Origin of the sequence: Kitasatospora sp. MAP12-44 (assembly GCF_029892095.1) — a bacterium.
Lineage (GTDB): Bacteria > Actinomycetota > Actinomycetes > Streptomycetales > Streptomycetaceae > Kitasatospora.
Map to the genome: position 1 here is coordinate 4,082,780 of NZ_JARZAE010000004.1, position 17,990 is coordinate 4,100,769.

The following is a 17,990-nucleotide window of genomic DNA, read 5'->3' on the forward strand; positions in this document are numbered from 1 at the left end:
CCGCCGAAGCGGCGCCCTTGTGGACCACCCCGATCCGGCGCGATGAGGACAGCATGCGCGTCTTCTCCTGGAGCACCTCCACGCCAGCCCTCCACGCCCGGTACCATCTCGGATGGCGATCCCGGGCCCGACCCGAACGCGACACGGCCCAAAGGGAGTTCAGGTGATCCAGGTGCGGCCCAGCGAGCAGATGCGTGACCTCGGCGTTGTCCAGGACGGCGCCCCCATTCTCGCCGTGGACGACCAGCCCATGATCTGCATCACCACTCGCTCTGGGACACCGACGATGAGAAGCACGGTGGCGGTGTCGTGCAGGAGGCCGTCGCGAACCTTGGCGTCAGAGAGCAGCTCCTTCCAGACGTCGTAGTCCGTACTCGGCAGCAACGGCCGCCCGAAGTCCGCGCACTGTTACGCCGCTTCGCGGACTGCACCGCGACGGCAGCGGGCAAGACCTGACCCAGAGCCGGGCCCGCAGCACCGACCCCGCTTGGCTGGCTACCCGCCGGGACCTGCGTCGACCTCCGCCCTCAATCCTGGGTTAACCCCGCCGGCGGCAGTGATCATGGATACGGTGAAAACTCACAAGGTTTGATCCTCGGTACCGGGTCTTGTAGGGGATGTCATGGGCAAACGTCGCGGCTTCTTCGCGGAGATGAACTACCAGGCGCAGCAGGCGGAGAAGCGCCAACGCCAGCAGCAGGCCGCCGCCCACCGTGCTCATCTTGCAGCGCAGCGCCAAGCTGAACGAGCCGTGACGGCATACGAGCGCGCGCGGGTGGCGGCGGCAAGGGCCTCTGCCACCGAGAAGAAGGCCGCAGAGCGTGAGGCCGCGCGACTCCATGTGGAATCCAAGCTCGCCGAGGTCGAGTCCATGAACACCGATCTGGCCAGCAATCTTGCCGACGTCGACAGTCTGCTCGCGTGGGCCCTGGGCATAGACGACTACGTCGATCTCGAATCATTGAAGATCTCGAAAGTCAAGCATCCTCCGTTCAAGCCTGGTGACCTGGCTGTCCCTACGCCCAAGGTTGCGGAGCCGAGCTACGCGTCTGAGCCCGTGTATCAGGAGCCGACTGCACCCAGCGGGCTCTCAGCCATGCTCGGCGGCAAGAAGCGACACCAACAGGCCATCGAGGGGGCCCGGGCTGCCTTTGAGAGCGCGCATGGCGACTGGGAGCACATCAGGGATGCCCTCCACAACAGCTACGTCAGGAAATTGACCCAGCGCGAGAAGTTGGAAGCCAAGCGCACGGCGGAACTATCCACCGCCGAAGAGAAATACAAGCAGGAATGCGAAAAGCGCGAGGCTGAGGCGTCAGCTCACAACGCCGAGGTCACCAAGCTCATCAACGACCTCGCCTTCGATGTTGAATCTGCCATCCAGGAGTACGTCGGCATCGTCCTGTCCAACTCGGTCTACCCCGAGGTCTTCCTGGTCGAGCACGACCATGCGTTCAATCTCGCATCCCGCGAAGTCACGCTTACAGTCGGCGTTCCAGAGCCCTCAACCATACCCTCAGTGAAGGGGTACCGATACGTGAAGGCGAAGGACGAGATCGCCTCAACTGACCTGCCCGTTCGCGAAAAGAAGGAACGGTACGCGAACGCGGTCTGGCAGGTCGCAGTTCGCAGTCTGCACGAAGTCTTCGAGGCCGACCGCGCCGGCAAAGTCCACTCGATCGCGCTGACGGTCGGCGCCGATACTGTCGACCCCGCCACTGGCCGCCCAACCACCGTTCCTCTTGTCATCGTCGCCGCAGACCGCGAGACCTTCAACAGCTTCGATCTGGCCAAAGTGGTCCCCCAGGCCACGTTGCAGCACCTCGGTGCCGCAATGTCGAAGTCGCCATTCGACCTGGTGCCGGCAGACACCAGCCGCGGCATCCGCGTTCGAGGGAAGTGAAAATGCGGCTCAACCCACCGCCCGGGTGGCCCACGCCGCCCGAAGGCTGGACTCCCCCGCCAGGATGGAAGCCCGACCCGACCTGGCCGACTCCACCACCTGGCTGGCACGTCTTCGTGCCCGACGACGAGTCCGAATCGGAAAACGACGTCGCCGAGTCCGCGACCGCGCCAACCACCGAGGCTCCCCCAGACCCGGCGCAGGGCTCACCGGGGACTGGGCCAGACCAGACATCTGCCGTCCCACCGACTCTGCCACCGTTCGGTGGGGTCGACCCCTCCCCGCTGTTGGCCCGTATCGCCGATCTCGAAGCGGCGCTCGCTGCCGCACAAAGTGGCGCCGATTTGATCGATCTCAGCGACCAGCGCGCCCTGCAGGACGTCGGTATCTACCGCTACCACCATCCTCTGGAGAACGCGGCAGCCTACAAGGATCGGCTGCACAGCCTCGGCGGCCAGATCGACGACGTCATCAAGAGCAGCCGCGCGATCCTAGCCGCCGACATGTTCACCTTCGACGGATCTCTAGCCCGAGGACGGAAACTGGTCGGCGATCTGTCCAAGCTGATGCTGCGGGCCTACAACGCCGAGGCAGACAACTGCGTACGCTCGCTGAGGTCGGGGAACGTGCGCACCGCACAGAAGCGACTGGAGTCGGCGGTCACGGCGATCGAGAAGCTCGGGGCAATCATGGAGATGCGGATCAACCCCGAGTATCACGCTCTGCGAGTCGCTGAGCTCGAGCTGACTGCTGACTTCCAGATAAAGGTGCAGGAAGAGCGTGAACACGCCCGCCAGGAGCGCCAGCTTCTCCGCGAACAGCGCCAGGCTGAGCAGGAGTTGGCCGCCGAGAAGGAGCGACTCGAGAAAGAACGAGCGCACTACGTCAGTGTCCTGGCATCTCTCCGTGCCAAAGGCGACGACACCGCTGTCACCGAACTCTCCAGCCGCCTCGCTGACATCGAAAAAGCCATCGCAGCCAACGACTACCGCATCGCGAACATTCGCGCCGGCTACGTATACGTCATCTCCAACATCGGCGCCTTCGGTCCGAACATCGTCAAGATCGGCATGACCCGCCGTCTCGATCCGATGGATCGGGTCCGGGAGCTCGGTGACGCTTCAGTGCCGTTCCGGTACGACGTCCATGCCCTGTTCTTCTCCGAGGACGCCGTGGCACTGGAGTCCGAACTTCATAAGGCGTTCGCCGATCAACGCGTCAACTTCGTCAACGAGCGACGCGAGTTCTTCTTCGCCACACCATCCGAGGTCCGAGCACTATTGGCAGACAGGGTAGGCGGCCTGCTTGAGTTCACAGAGGAACCCGCGGCTCTCGAGTACTTCCAGAGCCGCAGCCGCTGGCCGCGGCAGAGCTGAATGTGGATCCCGGCTCCGGGGTCGCGTTCACGCGATCCGAGCGGGGTTGTCATACGACAACCTTGCGACCACCCCGGCGGACTACGCCGGGCCTCCTCACTCTCCTGCGGCAAACGCACCTGCGCGTCGCCCAGCTAGCGGGCCCTCTGGAGCAGCCTGAAAGGCGGAAGGGCGCCAAGTTCGAGCCCCCCGTGCGGAGCTGACCAGCGGCTGAGGGAAACCCCGCAGTCTCATCCGCTGCCATCCGGTACCGCCCGGAACCCCATGGCCCAACCCGGCAGCACGAAGTCTCCGATCGGGAATCCGGTCGGGGACTTCGTCGTCTCGGCCTCAGTTGCGGCGCTTCCGCGTCATCTCCGTGGCGCTTGGACCTCCTCCTCTTCGAGCTTCGGGCCGTGGCGATCCTGGCCACGTTGCGGGTGAGATGGTCGCGCCGCACAGCCTCGTCGAGGGCGACACGGATGGTGCGGTGGGCCTGGTGCGCAGTACTGGCGGCGCCTCCGGCGGCCTGCATCTTCCCGGTAGAAGCGCTCCAGGTGCTCGGGGTCCAGCTTCTCCAAGCGGTGCGCACTGAGACCGAGGACGAGGTGCACGCGGATGGCCACGTCGATTTCCAAGCGAGGGCCATCGGCGCTCACGATCTCTCCTCGGCCTCGGGAGCCGGCCAGGGCGTTCCCGGAGGTAGCGACGAGATCTCGGGCACCTGTTTTTGATCAAAGCCTTGACACAGGGGTGAACGAAGCCGTTCGATGTCACCCACTGTGTTCGATATCGTCGAGTTATGGCGAGCAATGTTCACTTCTGGTAGTTGCTGGTACCTCAGTTCTTCTTCGCCATGGACCTTCTGCCGGTGAGTCACGGCCTGGCGGCGGGCCGGGGCAGTCGGTGGCCGTCGTCCAGGCGGCAGGCGTGCCAGCGGTCCGGGAGGTTCAGTGGGCTGATTTCAGGGATAGGGGAAGCGGATGGCGGCAAGGGCGAATCGGTCTTGGCGGCTGCTGCGGGCAGCCGTGGCGGCGGGAGTTGTGGTGGCAGGGGTCGGCGTGGTCCCGGCCGCGGTCGCTGCCACCCCGACACCGCTGCTCCAGGTTCCGCCCATGGGTTGGAACGCCTGGAACACCTACGGGTGCGGCGCGACCCAGTCACTGATCGAGTCGGTCGCAGACAGCCTTGTCGCGAACGGCATGCGGGACGCCGGATACCGGTACGTCAACGTCGACGACTGCTGGATGGCCCGTGACGCGAACGGCAATCTGACCGGCAACTCCAACTACCCCGACATGAAGGCCCTCGGCGACTACCTGCACGCGCGGGGCTTCAAGTTCGGCATCTACGAGTCACCGGGTGCCAAGACCTGCGCGGGATACTCCGGTAGCGCCGGGCACGAAGTCAACGACGCCAACACCTTCGCGTCCTGGGGCGTCGACTACCTCAAGTACGACTACTGCGAGAGTGCCTCGTCGCTGTCCGCCCAGGTCGCCGACTTCGCCAAGATGCGCAACGCGCTGGAAGCCACCGGCCGACCGATCGTCTTCAGCATCAACCCGAACAGCGGCAGCAATACGGGCGCGGGCGTCACACGGGACTGGGGCGACGTCTCCGACCAGGCGCGCAGCACCGAGGACATCGGGAACCAGTGGTGGGGCCAGAGCTGGCCCAACGGCATCGCCAACATCGTCACCGAGAACGCCACGCTGGCTTGGCGGGCCAAGCCGGGCTCGTTCAATGATGCGGACATGCTGGAGGTCGGCAACGGCGGGCTCACCACGACCGAGGAGCAGACCCACTTCGCCATGTGGGCGATGATGGCCGCGCCCCTGATCGCGAGCGCCAACCCGAGCAGCCTGAACGCGACTTCGCTGGCACTGCTGAAGAACCCGCGGCTCATCGCGATCGACCAGGACGCCCTGGGCCTCCAGGCGAGGGTCATCGGCGGGAGCCGATTGATCAACTCCTCGGGGTCGCTCGTCCTGGCGAAGCCGCTCAGCAACGGTGACGTCGCGCTCGCGCTCTACAACGGGTCGGACAGCGCGCAGACCCTGAGCGCCTCCCTGGCCGCGGTGGGCATCCCTGGCACGGGAACCTGGACCGACCAGTACACCGGCACCGTTATCCAGAGCAGTGCCGCTGGCATCACCACTCAGGTCCCGGCCCACGGCACCGCGGTGTACCGGGTCACCGCGCCCGGCGCGCCGGCCTCCTGGTACACCGCGTTGATCACCCCCACCGCGGGCGCCCAAAGCTACGAGGCCGAGGACCCCGCCCACTCGATCGTGTCGGGCCGCTGGATCAACAATTCCGGCGCGGTCTTCTCGGCCTGCTCGGCCTGCTCGGGCGGCGAGAAGGTGAGCTGGATCGGGGGAACGAACAAGCTCTACATCAACGGTGTCTATGCCCAGAACGCCGGCACCTACCCGGTCACCGTCCAGTACGTGAACGGGGACGGGGATCGCTACGCCTCGATCTGGACCAACGGCGAGAACCTGCAGAAGGTCTCGTTCCACGGGAACGGCAACTGGAACTCGACCCAGACAGCGACCGTGGAACTGACACTGAACGCGGGCTACAACACGATCACCTTCGGCAACGAGTACGGCGGTTGGGCCCCCGACATCGACAAAATCTCGGTGCCCGCCACCGGTTGACGTGCAGCGGCTGTAATAGTCTCAGTTTTGGTCTCGTTCATCCCGGTCCAACGGGGTTCGGAGGACGACCAGGAGACCTCTGCATCACAGGTCAGAACGTGTGCGGACCCCAGCGAACAGCGCTGTGCAGAATTGGAAAGCGTGTTGGGGGCAACCCCTCACGACGTATCCTCCGCACCCGACCGCCAGGGCAGACGAAGGCCCCGACCGCACTGCGGTCGGGGCCTTCGTCGTTCCGTGGTTGCAGTGGCCGAGTGGTGAGTTCGGCGACCACGTTGGTGGCGAGCAAGGTAGCTGGGCCAGTACCCGGCGGCACTGCGGTCACAGTCGGTCGTAGATGGCGGCCAACTGCCGCAACACGTCGGTCGCGACGTCCAGGGCAACGGCATCGTGGTGCGCGAGTGCCGTGTCGAGTGCCCCGGCCAGGACGGCCTGGCGTTCGTGGTGACGGCGCCGGCCCGCGTCGGTCAGGGTGACCATGACTGATCGCTTGTCGTCCGCGGGGCGTTCGCGGGTGACGTAGCCCGCCGCGACGAGGCCGTTGACCAGTTGAGTGGCGGCCGCGCCGGTGGTCTCGGTGGCGGTGGCCAGTCGGCCGATCGGCAGCGGGCCCGTCTCGACGAGGACGCGCAGCGCTCGCGCATGGGTGAGGGAGAGCGCTCCGGGTGTGCGGGTGGCGCGTCCGCGCAGGCGGGAGTCGGCGGCGCTGAGGCTGTAGGCGGCGCGAGTGAGCTGATCGAGGGCGTGATCGCGAGTGGGGGCGGGCTGCGGCTCGGACATGAGGCGGCCTCCGTGGCGCGGGTCGGTGGACGGGTTGACAACACTTTAACCTAAGTACTTAATGAATAAGTACTTAGGCACTGCGTAGGTGCCGATAACCCTCATCGAGAGAGGACACCCGTGATGACTGCTCGTTCGACCGGCCAGAGCTGGGCCCTGGACATCGCCCTCGCCCAGGGCGGCTTCGACGCCCTGCACCCCCAGGCCAAGGGCACCCTGGAGCAGCTCGGCCACGACCACACCGACTTCGACAAGGTCTTCGACCTGGTGAAGAGCGGGGCAATGCTGCCCAAGGCCTGGGCCACCGTGGCCGGCCAGGCCGAGGAGCGTGCCTCCCACCACGAGCAGGGCGGCTTCGCGCAGACCGCCGCCGACCTGTACGTGCGCGCCGCGGTGATGTGGGGCCGCGCCCAGTACTCCATCTTCGACGCCACCGACCCGCGCAAGCTCGCCTTCCGCGAACACGCCAACCACTGCGTGGAGCGCCTGGGCGCGCTGCGCGACAACCGGGTCCGCCGGGTGGTCCTGGACTTCGAGGGCAGCCAGATCTTCGGCCTGCTGCACCTACCGGCCGGCGCGGTGAAGAACGCCCCCGCGGTGATCCTCGGGCCGGGGATGGACATGATCAAGGAGGACTACATCTACGCGGCCGAGCGGTACTACACCTCGCGCGGAATCGTCGCCCTCTCCATCGAGGGCCCGGGCCAGGGCGAGAGCCGGGCCAACGGACTCACCGTCGACCTCACCAACTACGAGCGGGCGATCAGCCGCTACCTCGACCACCTGGCCTCGCTCCCGGAGGTCGACCCGGCCCGGATCGGCATGTTCGGCATCTCGATGAGCGGTTACTGGGGTTCGCGCGCCGCGGCCACCGACCGCCGGCTCGCCGCGCTGGCCGCCTTCGAGGCCGTCACCGGCGACTTCCGGACGATCTTCGAGCGGGCCCAGCCGACCTTCAAGAACAACTACATGTTCATGGCCGGCTACACCGACGAGGACACGTTCGACCGCGAGCTGGTCGACCGCATGCCGCTCGGCGACCTGGTCCAGGAGATCACCTGCCCGGTCCTGTACGGCATCGGCGAGTTCGACGAGCTCACCCAGCTGGAGCAGGCCCTGGCCAACTACGAGCGGATCCGCGCACCCAAGGAGATCCGCGTCTACGAGAACGAGTTCCACCCCCTGGGCGGGGCCGCCGCAGAGGTGTTCCGCTTCGGCGCCGAGTGGATCGAGCGCGCCCTGAACGGCGCGTTCCACGAGCCCGGCCGCGACGTGCGCCACTACGTGCGCGGCGACGGCCGCACCACCGACGGCACCGCCAACCCCGCCTGGTGGCTCGGCGCCGTCCCCGCCCGGATCACCGACGCCCGCCAGGCGTGACACCGGCCGGGCACCGGACGTAGGAACCCGCTGCGGTGGTGCGCCGCGTTCGGCGCGGGTGGCGCGGGTGGCCCGGGTGGCCCGGGTGGCCCGGCCGCCGGCGAGCCGCAACGGCGGCAGGGCGGTCCTCGTTCTCGCCCGTCCCACCGCCGCAGGCCGGCGCCGGACTCTTCGGGGCTGGTCTCCCACCGGGGAGACCAGCCCCGCCCTGCTGCTCCGGGATCCGCGCTCAGACGCCGACGAACAGGGAGACGGCCGTGGTGCCGGCCAGGACGGGAGGACCGCTGGGCATCAGCTGGTAGCTGCTGGGGCTGCCCGGAGCCTCGCACCGGACCAGGACCGTGGCGGTGGCCGGGACCGGTTTGACGACCCGCAGGGTGTCCGGGGCCTCCCCAAGCCAGGTGAGCGGCTCGCCGGAACCGAGACTGAGCCGCCGCTGGCCGGCACAAGGCGGGGCCAGGACGGTCATGACGCGGGTGGCCGAGGGGCCGGCCCCGTCGTTGTACGAGAGGCCGATGGGTGCGGCCGGCGCGGGGGGAGCGGCGCGCTCGGTCAGGAAGTGCAGTCCGTCGGCGGACAGGCCGTCCTGGGCCGACCGGTCACTGAGCAGGAGCAGCAACCGCCTTTCACCGTCCGGCCGTTGGCCCGCGACCAGGAGCAAGAACCGGTTCCCGAGCGGCTTCTGCTCCAGCACCTGTACATCGGTGTACGGACCCGTGCTCCGGGCGTCCCAGAAGGCTGCCAGCACCGGGGAGGTGACTGCGGTGGCACCGGACTGCTGCCACCACGGCGTACCCGGCGTCGGCGTCGCGGTCGGGCCGCCGCTGAGGAGACCCCCGTCGGCGGCGGGGCCCACGGGACGGGCGGTACCGCCCGTCCCGGTGACGGCCAGGGTGACGGCCAGCACGGCCGCGGCACAGGCCGCGCCACCCGCGGCGAGCACGGTCCGGCGCCGGCGCTGCCGCACGGCGACCTGGGCCCGGACCCGGTGGTGGAAGTCGGGCGGCGGCAGCTCGAACTCCGCGGCCGCAGCCGCCAGATCCGCTTCCAGCTGATGCTCGAACGAGTTGCTCATCGGACCGACCCCTCGCACATCTGAAGCGCGGCGTCCCCGGTCGGAGCGCTCGACTGCCGGCCCATCGCGGCGCGCAGTTGCTGCAGGCCGCGTGAGGCGAGGCGCTTGACGTTGCCCACCGAGCAGCCGAGCGTCTGCGCCGCCTCCTGTTCGGTCAGCCCGACGTAGTGCCGGAGCACCACCGTGGCCCGGGTGCGCGGGGCGAGTTCGGCCAGCGCCCGGCGCAGCAGGTCGCGGTCGTCGATCGCGGCCGATGCCCCGTCCTGGCCGGTCTCCGGCAGGCGCAGCATCAAGATCTCCTGGAACCTGCGCCGACGCACACTGCTGATGTGCGCGTTGACGATCGCGGTCCGCACGTAGGCCTCCTCTCTGCCGTCGGACCTGGCCCGGTCCCAGTGGCGGTAGCAGTTCGCCAGCGCGGTCTGCAGCAGGTCCTCGGCCAGCCCGCGGTCGTTGGTGAGCAGCCGGCACATGCGCAGCAGCGCCGGAGAGCGGGCCAGCACGAACTCCTCGAACAGTGCTTCTCTCTCGCTCTGCTGCACGCCGCTCCTCAGGTTTCAGAAACGGCGGAGTCTATTCCACTTGCCGCATTCCTCCAGAAACGCGAGTTCTGGCCGGCAGGTTGTACTCGTTTCGTATGGCGGTCGTCACACCGGACGGATGTCTACCGAGCGGATCGCGGCGGCGTTCAGAACCGGGCAAGAGAGCACCGCAACCTCAGGAGAGGTCATGACCGTGATGGAGACGGCCGCCCCCGGCCGGCCGATGACCGACCAGCAGCGCGAGCGATTCGAGCGGGACGGCTACCTGGTGGTGCCGGGCGCGCTGGACGCCTTCGAGATCGCGCACTACTCGGACGCGTTGGACCGCCTCTACGCACGGGAGAGCGCCACGGGCCGGGTCTCGCCCCAGGGGGCGATGCACCGGCTGAGCGCGGTGGCCGCGATGCCGGAGGCGGTGGACCTGATCGACCATCCGCGCACGTTCCCGCTGGTCTGGTCAGTGCTCGGCTGGAACGTGCACATCTACCACTCGCACCTGGACGTGCACCCGCCGATCCGGACGCCGAAGCCCTACCGCTTCGACTGGCACCAGGACGGCGGACGCCAGAACCGGGAGATCGAGACCAGCCCGCGCCCACGCCTGTCGGTGAAGGTCGCCTTCTGGCTCTCCGACCTGTCCGAGACCGGCCGCGGCAACTTCAAGGTCGTCCCGGGCAGCCACCTGACCGACCGGATCGACGGCCCGCCGAGCCGGGATGTCGAGTGGCCGGAGCCGCAGGGTGCCGTCGAGGTCGTCGCGAACCCGGGTGACGCCGTCTTCTTCGACCGAAGGCTGTGGCACACCCGGACCGACAACTACTCGAAGACCACCCGCAAGGGCATGTTCTTCGCCTACTCGCACCGCTGGTCCCACAACCGGGACGAGAACGACGCACTGCTCGCGGACGGGGTGTCCCGGGGCTTCTCCCCGGTCCAGCGCCAGCTGCTGGGCGCGCGGCTGGCCGCCCCGGGCGAGGTGCCCGGCGACCACCAGTGGGGGCACTACCCGGGCACCACTCCGCTGCATGGCCACCTCAGGGAGAACGGCTTCCTCACCTCGCAGTACCCGCCGCTCATGCCCTGACCTCCGGCAGGCCCGGATCCCTCCCCCGCCCCGCCTGACCCGACCGACCCCGACCCACCGCCGGAACCCTCTGCCGCACCTGGAGTGTGAAACCTTGTCCGCACGCAAACCCCGTCCCGCCTCCCTCCGCCACCGCGCCGCGCGGAGGGCCACGCTGACGGCCGTCCTGGCTGCCACGGCGCTCTCGACCGGACTCACCGCGCCCAGCGCGCTGGCCGCCACCCCCGACCGGACCGGTCTGCCGTCCGCGGTCCCCGGTTGGATCAACGCCGGCGGCAGGTTCCAGGTCAAGGACATGGGGGCGGCGCCCGGCACCCAGACCATGACGCTGCGGGTCTACCTGTCCGGGAACGATGCCGGGCTGGTCCAGGCCGCCCGGGAGGTCTCCACCCCGGGCAGCAGGTCCTACGCGCACTACCTGACGCCGAGCCAGTTCTCGCAGCGCTTCGGGGCGGGCAAGGAGCAGGTCGACACCGTCCGGAGCTGGCTGACCGGCTTCGGAATGAGCGTCACGGACGCCACCCCCCACTACCTCGCGGTCACCGCGACCGTCGACGAGGCGCAGCGGGCCTTCGACACCTCGTTGCACAGCTTCGCCCGCGCCCAGGGCTTTCCCATGAAGGGGTTCGCACCGGTCAGCGGCATCTCCGTCCCGGCGGCGCTGGGCAAGGACATCGTCACCGTCATCGGGCTCGACGCCCCGCCCGGCACCCACCCCGCGATCCCGACCCCCGACCCGACCCCCACCCCGACCCCCGGCCCGACCCCCGGCCAGGCCCCCGACTCCGTTCCCGCCCAGGGCACGACGGGCGGCCCCCGCCACCAGGCGACCCCCGGGGCACCCGGTACCTCGGCCGCCGCGCCGACCGGGCAGGCCGGGCAGGCCTCCGCGGCCATGCCGCCCTGCTCGACCTACTGGGGCGAGAAGTCGTCGCCCATCCCGGCCGTCAACGGACGGACCAGCGCCCCCGACGCGGTCTGCGGCTACACCCCGCAACAGATGCGCGACGCCTACGGCGTGACGAACAGCAAGTACACCGGCAAGGGCCGCACCGTCGCGGTCGTCCTGGACGGCGCGCTGCCCACCATGGAGGCCGATGCCGACCGCTTCTTCGCCGCCCACGGCGTCGCCGGGTTCGCCCCCGGCCAGTACAGCGAGAACCACGGGCCCGGCTTCCAGAACAGCTGCAACGGCAGCAGCGAACTCCCCGAGGAACCGCTGGACGTGGAGTCCGTCCACCTCACCGCTCCGGACGCCAAGGTCGTCTACGTCGCCGCGGACTGCCAGGACAACACTCCCGACAGCCTGCAGCTCAACTTCCTGGACGCCGAGACCCGGATCGTCGACCAGCACCTCGCGGACGTCTCCACCGACTCCTACAGCACGCAGGAAGGCGACTACGACCCCGCCATGATCGCCGCCTGGGACCTGACCTTCCAGCAGGGCGCCCTGGAGGGGATCAGCTTCGACTTCGACTCGGGCGACGCCGGCGACGGCGCCTCCGGCCAGTTCGCGGGCCTGCAGCCGGCGAGCGTGCTCTTCCCCGCCTCCGACCCGTGGGCGACCGCAGCCGGCGGCACCACCCTGGAGCTCGGCAAGGGCGACAAGGTGGTGGGTGAGTACGGCTGGGGCTTCGACCGCACGCAGATCGACCCGCAGGGCACCGGCTACCTGACCCCGCCGCCCGGCGTGTTCCAGGAGGGCTCCACCGGCGGCCGCAGCGCCGCCATGGACCAGCCCTGGTACCAGCAGGGCGTGGTCCCCTCGGCACTGGCCACCGCGAACGGCACCGGCCCGGCCCACCGCGAGGTGCCGGACATCTCCGCCGACGCCGACGGCGCCACTGGCTGGCTGATCGGCTACACCGACCCCAGCACCCAGACCTACAGCGAGATGATCGGCGGCGGCACCAGCGGCTCGTCCCCGCTGATCGCCGGCCTGGAGGCGGACGCCGCGCAGGCCGCCGGCCACGCGCTCGGCTTCGCCAACCCGCTGCTCTACTCGCTGCGCGGCAAGCCCGCGATCCACGACGTCCTGCCCGCCCCGGCCGACCAGCCGCCGCTCGCGCTCGAACACCAGCCGAGCGGGACCCAGCCCGGCACCTTCGACACCTTCCTGGCCACCCTGGACCAGGACAGCAGTCTGCACACCACCCCGGGCTACGACGACGCGACCGGCCTCGGCTCGCTCACCCCGGACTTCGTCAAGTCCCTCGCCAAGAAGCGCTGACCGACCACCACACCGATGAGGTGATCCTGTGCCAGTGACACGGCAGAACACGGCGCACCGTGGTTGCAGTCCTGGTTGCATCCATCCGTGCTCGGCGCCGTTCACCACCCGGCAGCCCGGCCGCTCCTTCGCAGGCCAGGACGCCCACACCCGCCCCTGAACGGCCGGACGAACAGTTGGAAAGCGTATTGGGGGCAACCCCTCACGAGTTACGCAGCGCCACACGCCTGTTCAGGCGGGCATCGACGTCAAGAAGCGCGTATCGACGGCCACTCTCACCTGCTCCGCACCACGATCCGCCGTGGCGCAGGCATGGATACCCTCACCAGGAGCACCGACCGCGACACCGCGCTGGCAGTCCAGGTCGGCAGGGGCAGCGGGTCCCCGAATAATGTTCCAAGGGATGATTGCGTGGTGAAGGGATTGCCTGGAACGCCTCGGTGCGCTACGACACTGACGCGAGCCGCGAGCCGCGAGCCGCGAGCCGCGAGCCGCGAGCCGCGAGCCGCGAGCCGCGAGCCGCGAGCCGCGAGCGCGGCTGACGGGTAGTGTGCGATTCTGCCTCCGGGCGGAGGTACGCAATGGAGCCTGACGGACACATTCTCGTCCCGGTAGGTCCCGAGGCCTGGCGATGGCGGACCTTCGACAGCACCAGGACCCTGGTGGTGGCGGCGCGGACGGTCACCTCACTCGTCCGCGTGCTGGACGTGCTTCCGGCCGTCGTCCATGACGACCCCAGGGTGGCAGTGGTCTTTGCCTACGACCCTTCGTCGGCGTTCAGCAACGGTGTGCTCGACCTCCTCGGGTCGCTCGGCTGCCGAACACTCCCCTGGTCCCAGCTGAAGGACATCAAACCCGATCTGCTGCTCTCGGCCAGCGAGAATATCGATGTGCCTGCGGGCGACTACCCCGTGCTGGTGCTGCCCCACGGGGTGGGCTTCCAGAAGCTGGTCCCGGACTCCGCGGGCCCCAGTACCCGGTTGTCGGGCCTGGTGCCGGACGAGCTGCTGGCGGCCGGCCGGGTCTGGCTCACCGTGTCGCACCCCGAGCAGGAGAGGCAGTTGGTGGCGGCCCAGCCGAGTACGGCCGGGCGGACGGTGCTGGTCGGCGACCCCTGCTTCGACCGGCTGCGGACGAGCAGCCGGTGGCGCGACAGGTACCGGGCGGCATTCGGAGTGTCGCAGGGGCAGCGGCTGGTGCTGCTGAGTTCAACCTGGGGTTCAGGCTCGCTCATCGCGAACAGGCCCGGCCTGCCAGCTGCACTGCTGGCACAGCTACCCGCCGACGAGTTCCGGGTGGCACTCGTACTGCACCCCAACGTCTGGTCGGGGCACGGCGCATGGCAGGTACGGAGCATGCTGCAGACGGCCGTGGAGGCCGGCCTGGTCGTCATCGATCCGACGAATGGCTGGCAGCAGGGGCTGGTGGCATCGGACCTGGTGATCGGGGACCACGGCTCGGTGACCCTGTACGGGGCCGCCATCGGCAGACCCGTCCTGCTCGGTGCGTTCGGCGCAGAGTCGGTACCGCAGACCGCCGGGTACGCGCTTCGCTCGGCAGCGGCCTGGCTGGCGACCGGGGTGGCGCTGCGGGCCCAGGTCGACGAAGCCATGGCGGGCCATCGACCGGACAGATTCGCCGAGATCTCCGAACGGGCGTTCGCCGATCCCGGCCATGCGCAGCCCAAGATCCGGCAGCTGGTCTACGACCTGCTGGAGCTCACTGTCCCGGACGGCTCCGACAGGGGCACCCATATGTACCCTCCTCCGCCGCCGCCGGCAGGGAACCGCGTCACCTCCATGCTGGTGGAGACCACCACGGTCGGCGGTTCGGCGGAGCAGGTGTGCGTGGAGGTCCGTCGCTATCCGGCCGCAGTGGCAGAGGAGGGCGGCGAGCGGGACGGTGTGTTCTGGCACCTCGCCTGCGATGTGGACGAGCCCGACACCCGGCTCAGCGAGAGCGCCTCCGTACTGCTGCGCGGCGGGGCGGCGGTATCGCAGGAACTCGGGTTGAGCCGGATCGCCGACATGCTGGCCGACTTCCCCGGCGCCCAGCTCGCCGCGCTCGCGGCGGAGGACGGCTGTCTGCTGGGTCTTCGGGACGGTGGCGTGCTGATGGCAGCCGCGCCCACCGGCCCTCAGCCGGCCCCCGGGCTGGCGGCGGCGGGGGTCTACGCCTGTCTGCGGCTGGGCAGTCGGGCCTTCGACCCGGTCGGCTCCGTGCGGCTCCGATCCGGAGAGCACGAGCAGGAGCTGCGGCTGCGTCCGATCCTCCGCGCCTAGGGCTGGCCGGTCAGTCCGAGAGCCGGGACCGGAGCTCCGCCGCACGGGGACTACCGCCGTCCTCGTAGATGGCCAGCGCCCGCCGCAGGCAGTCGCGGGCCTCCTCCGGGTCGGCCAGCAGGTCGGCCAGGTCCTCCAGCGCCTGTGCCTCGTAGTGGAATCCGCGGTGCTCGTGGAGCTCGTCGACGGCGTCGGTCAGCGCCGCAACGGCCGCTTCCCGCTCCCCGACCCTCGCCTTGAGCCGGCCGAGTTCCACCAGGACCCGCGCCGCCATCCGTCCGTCCCCCAGGTGAAGGAACCCGTCGCGGGCAGCCGTCAGGTTCTCCCGAGCCGCGTCCTGACTGCCCGCCGCGCTGTACGCGCAGCCGAGGAAGTACTCCGCGATCGCCCGGCCGCGAGGCTCGTCGGCCTGGATGTTGATCGCCAGTGAGGTCCGATAGGCATGGACCGCCCGGGCCGGGTCATGCCGGTCCCAGTACCGTCCGAAGAACTCCTGCACCGATGCCTGCAGAACGAGGTGTCCGGCCCTGGCGGCGAGCCGTTCGGCCGCCTCCAGTTGGAGCCGGGCCTGCTCATCCCGGCCAAGGTCGAGCAGCGGCCTGGACAGCAGACTGCGGAGCCGGGCCTCGGCGGCGGCCTGCCCGTCCCTGGCGGCAGCCTGCGCGCCGAGTTCCAGCGATTCCCGCCAGTCAGCCAGGTGCCGGTGGTGCAGGAACAGCACGGTGAACACCTCCGACAGCTGCCAGACCCGGCGATCGAAGCCGAACCGGGCGGCAGCACGGAGCACCGCGAGGATGTTGGATCGCTCGGCTTCCAGCCAGGCGATGGCGTCCCGTTCCGGATCCTCGGCCAGGGCGAACGGGTCGTGGCAGGCCGCTCGGCCGCCGTCGGGGGAGCCGATCACCTCGGCCACCACGGTGATCCGCAACCGGTCGGCCCGGACCGCAAGGTCCGCAAGGACGGTGAGCGCGAGGTAGTGCCCAGTGACCCGTTCGACGATCAGCCGCTCTGTCTCCGGCGGGTCGGTAGTGCGGGCCGTTTCCAGCGCGTGCAACCGAATGAGGTCGTGCAGGCGGTAGCGGCCTTCGTCGGTGACGGTGAGCAGGCTCGCCGATTCGAGGATATCCAGCAGGCGCTGGGTCTCCTTCGTCGTCAGGCCCGAGGCGACCGAGGCAAGTGCGGTGTCGAAGGTCCGCCCTGGCAAGCAGCCGAGGACACGGAAGAGCCGGGCGACCTCCGGGGGCAGATCCCGGTAGGAGAGTTCGAGTGCTGCTGACACGGTGCGCTCCTCGTAGCCGGAGGAAACGGAGATACGGCTCAGCCGGCTCTGCTCATCGGTCAGCTCCGTGACGAGACCGGCGATGGTCAGCCGCCGGTGGGTCACCAGCCTGGCACCGACGATCAGCAGCGCGAGCGGCAAACCGCCACACAGGTCGGCCAGTTCGGCCGCGGCTTCCGGCTCGGCGTCGATCCGCGACCGGCCGCACACTCGGACCAGCAGCTCGACGGCGCTCTGCCGGTCGAGCGTGTCCAGGGGCAGCAACGCAGCGCCGAGCATGGTGAATTCGCTCCGCTGCCAGTTGCTGGTGGCGAGGAGCGCGCTGCCGCGGCCCTGCGGTACGAGTGCTTCGACCTGGGCGGAGCGGGTCACATCATCGAGCACCACCAGCATCCGGCGGCCGCCGGACAGCGTCCGGTAGTGGCCCACCCGGTCCGCAAACGCGGTCGGCAGGTTCGCTTCGTTCACGCCCAGCGCCCGCAGGCACATCGCGACGGCCTCGGAGGTGTCCGCCCCGGGGCCGGCGCCGCGGAGTGCGGTGAAGTCGATGAACAACTGCCCGTCGGGGAAAGCGTCCTGGTTGCGGTGGGCCCAGGTGTAGGCCACCGCGGTCTTGCCAATCCCCGGGAACCCGGTGAGGACACCCATCGGGCAGCCTTCGGTGTGCTCCCCGCCGGGGACAAGTAATCCGTCGAGCTCAGCGAGCTCCGGAACCCGGTTCACGTACGTCCGGGGAGGACGGGGAACCTGGTCCGGTCTGCCGGGCACAGGGCCGACAACAAGGCTGGCGGCGGAGTGGTAGTTGAAGGTGATCCCACCATGCACCGTGCCTGCCTGCACGGATGGGCCGTGGACCGTGCCTGACAGGTCGTTGGTCGCGCCGGACTGCCCAGGGTTCGACCCGTCCTGTCCTGGGCTCATGACCACGCCTTTCCGGCTCGCTGACCGACAGCCACCGTACTGGACGTCGAAGCCCGAGGCAGCAGGTTCGCGCGTGTCTGTCCGTACTACACCGATACCGCACTACGCCGATACCGCGACAGCTCGGCTCGGGCGCGGGCGCGGGCGCGGGCGCGGGCGCGGGCGCGGGCGCGGGCGCGGGCCGCCGGCAGTTTGCCGGTACGATCGCCGTCATGCCGCAGGAGGCCCGCAACAATTCGCCCCAGAACGATGGAATTCCCTGCCATTCGGACATTCCTGCTAGAATCGACTATTTGCGGGCAGCGGGCAGCGGGCAGCGGGCAGCGGGCAGCGGGCAGCGGGCAGCGGGCAGCGGGCAGCGGGCAGCGGGCAGCGGGCAGCGGGCAGCGGGCAGCGGGCAGCGGGCAGCGGGCAGCGGGCAGCGGGCAGCGGGCAGCGGGCAGCGGGCAGCGGGCAGTACTACTCGCCGTTCGTTCGGCAGGCGCATTGCACCGGC

General features: G+C 69.4%; 12 protein-coding genes and 2 pseudogenes. 7 read left to right on the top strand and 7 right to left on the bottom strand.

Going from position 1 to position 17,990, the window contains the following annotated elements; all coding sequences use genetic code 11:
- Positions 1 to 231: 231 nt before the first annotated feature.
- Positions 232 to 393: pseudogene (locus P3T34_RS19080) on the bottom strand (site-specific integrase); the annotation flags it as partial.
- A 229-nt stretch (positions 394 to 622) separates the two neighbouring features.
- Between P3T34_RS19080 and P3T34_RS19085 the strand changes: the two are divergent.
- Both P3T34_RS19085 and P3T34_RS19090 read left to right on the top strand, forming a co-directional pair.
- Positions 623 to 1,903 (top strand): hypothetical protein, encoded by a 1,281-nt coding sequence (locus tag P3T34_RS19085; protein WP_280667242.1) that lies wholly within the window; start codon positions 623 to 625, stop codon positions 1,901 to 1,903.
- Between the two features lie 116 nt (positions 1,904 to 2,019).
- The gene (locus tag P3T34_RS19090; protein ID WP_280667243.1) at positions 2,020 to 3,279 is read left to right on the top strand and encodes a DUF4041 domain-containing protein; all 1,260 of its coding nucleotides are present in this window, start codon (positions 2,020 to 2,022) and stop codon (positions 3,277 to 3,279) included.
- Positions 3,280 to 3,650: 371 nt separating this feature from the next.
- Here the strand turns inward: P3T34_RS19090 and P3T34_RS19095 are convergent.
- A pseudogene (locus P3T34_RS19095) lies at positions 3,651 to 3,884 on the bottom strand (site-specific integrase); the annotation flags it as partial.
- A gap of 420 nt (positions 3,885 to 4,304) precedes the next feature.
- Between P3T34_RS19095 and P3T34_RS19100 the strand changes: the two are divergent.
- Positions 4,305 to 5,921: an alpha-galactosidase gene (locus P3T34_RS19100; protein ID WP_280667244.1), complete on the top strand. Its 1,617-nt coding sequence runs from the start codon at positions 4,305 to 4,307 to the stop codon at positions 5,919 to 5,921.
- Between the two features lie 321 nt (positions 5,922 to 6,242).
- On the opposite strand, the gene P3T34_RS19105 is transcribed toward P3T34_RS19100, so the two are convergent.
- The gene (locus P3T34_RS19105) at positions 6,243 to 6,701 is read right to left on the bottom strand and encodes a MarR family transcriptional regulator (protein ID WP_280667245.1); all 459 of its coding nucleotides are present in this window, start codon (positions 6,699 to 6,701) and stop codon (positions 6,243 to 6,245) included.
- A 123-nt stretch (positions 6,702 to 6,824) separates the two neighbouring features.
- Between P3T34_RS19105 and P3T34_RS19110 the strand changes: the two genes are divergently transcribed.
- Complete coding sequence (locus P3T34_RS19110; RefSeq protein ID WP_280667246.1) at positions 6,825 to 8,081, top strand: alpha/beta hydrolase; 1,257 nt, start codon at positions 6,825 to 6,827, stop codon at positions 8,079 to 8,081.
- A gap of 229 nt (positions 8,082 to 8,310) precedes the next feature.
- Here P3T34_RS19110 and P3T34_RS19115 read toward each other — a convergent pair whose 3' ends face one another.
- Together P3T34_RS19115 and P3T34_RS19120 are read right to left on the bottom strand one after the other, a co-directional pair.
- A complete protein-coding gene (locus P3T34_RS19115) occupies positions 8,311 to 9,156 on the bottom strand; it encodes a hypothetical protein (protein WP_280667247.1) in 846 nt (281 codons plus the stop codon).
- Complete coding sequence (locus tag P3T34_RS19120) at positions 9,153 to 9,698, bottom strand: SigE family RNA polymerase sigma factor (RefSeq protein ID WP_280667248.1); 546 nt, start codon at positions 9,696 to 9,698, stop codon at positions 9,153 to 9,155. The genes P3T34_RS19115 and P3T34_RS19120 overlap by 4 nt, the downstream gene beginning before the upstream one ends.
- A gap of 187 nt (positions 9,699 to 9,885) precedes the next feature.
- On the opposite strand from P3T34_RS19120, the gene P3T34_RS19125 reads away from it, so the two are divergent.
- The 3 genes from P3T34_RS19125 (at position 9,886) to P3T34_RS19135 (ending at position 15,294) form a co-directional block, all read left to right on the top strand.
- The gene (locus P3T34_RS19125; protein WP_280667249.1) at positions 9,886 to 10,782 is read left to right on the top strand and encodes a phytanoyl-CoA dioxygenase family protein; all 897 of its coding nucleotides are present in this window, start codon (positions 9,886 to 9,888) and stop codon (positions 10,780 to 10,782) included.
- A 94-nt stretch (positions 10,783 to 10,876) separates the two neighbouring features.
- Positions 10,877 to 13,012 (top strand): S53 family serine peptidase, encoded by a 2,136-nt coding sequence (locus tag P3T34_RS19130; RefSeq protein WP_280667250.1) that lies wholly within the window; start codon positions 10,877 to 10,879, stop codon positions 13,010 to 13,012.
- Between the two features lie 581 nt (positions 13,013 to 13,593).
- Positions 13,594 to 15,294 carry a hypothetical protein gene (locus P3T34_RS19135; RefSeq protein ID WP_280667251.1) on the top strand — a complete coding sequence of 567 codons (1,701 nt, stop codon included), beginning with the start codon at positions 13,594 to 13,596 and terminating at the stop codon, positions 15,292 to 15,294.
- A gap of 10 nt (positions 15,295 to 15,304) precedes the next feature.
- Here the strand turns inward: P3T34_RS19135 and P3T34_RS19140 are convergent, their stop codons facing one another.
- Together P3T34_RS19140 and P3T34_RS19145 are read right to left on the bottom strand one after the other, a co-directional pair.
- Positions 15,305 to 17,221 (bottom strand): tetratricopeptide repeat protein, encoded by a 1,917-nt coding sequence (locus P3T34_RS19140; protein ID WP_280667252.1) that lies wholly within the window; start codon positions 17,219 to 17,221, stop codon positions 15,305 to 15,307.
- A 562-nt stretch (positions 17,222 to 17,783) separates the two neighbouring features.
- Positions 17,784 to 17,981 (bottom strand): hypothetical protein, encoded by a 198-nt coding sequence (locus P3T34_RS19145; protein ID WP_280667253.1) that lies wholly within the window; start codon positions 17,979 to 17,981, stop codon positions 17,784 to 17,786.
- Between the last annotated feature and the right edge of the window lie 9 nt (positions 17,982 to 17,990).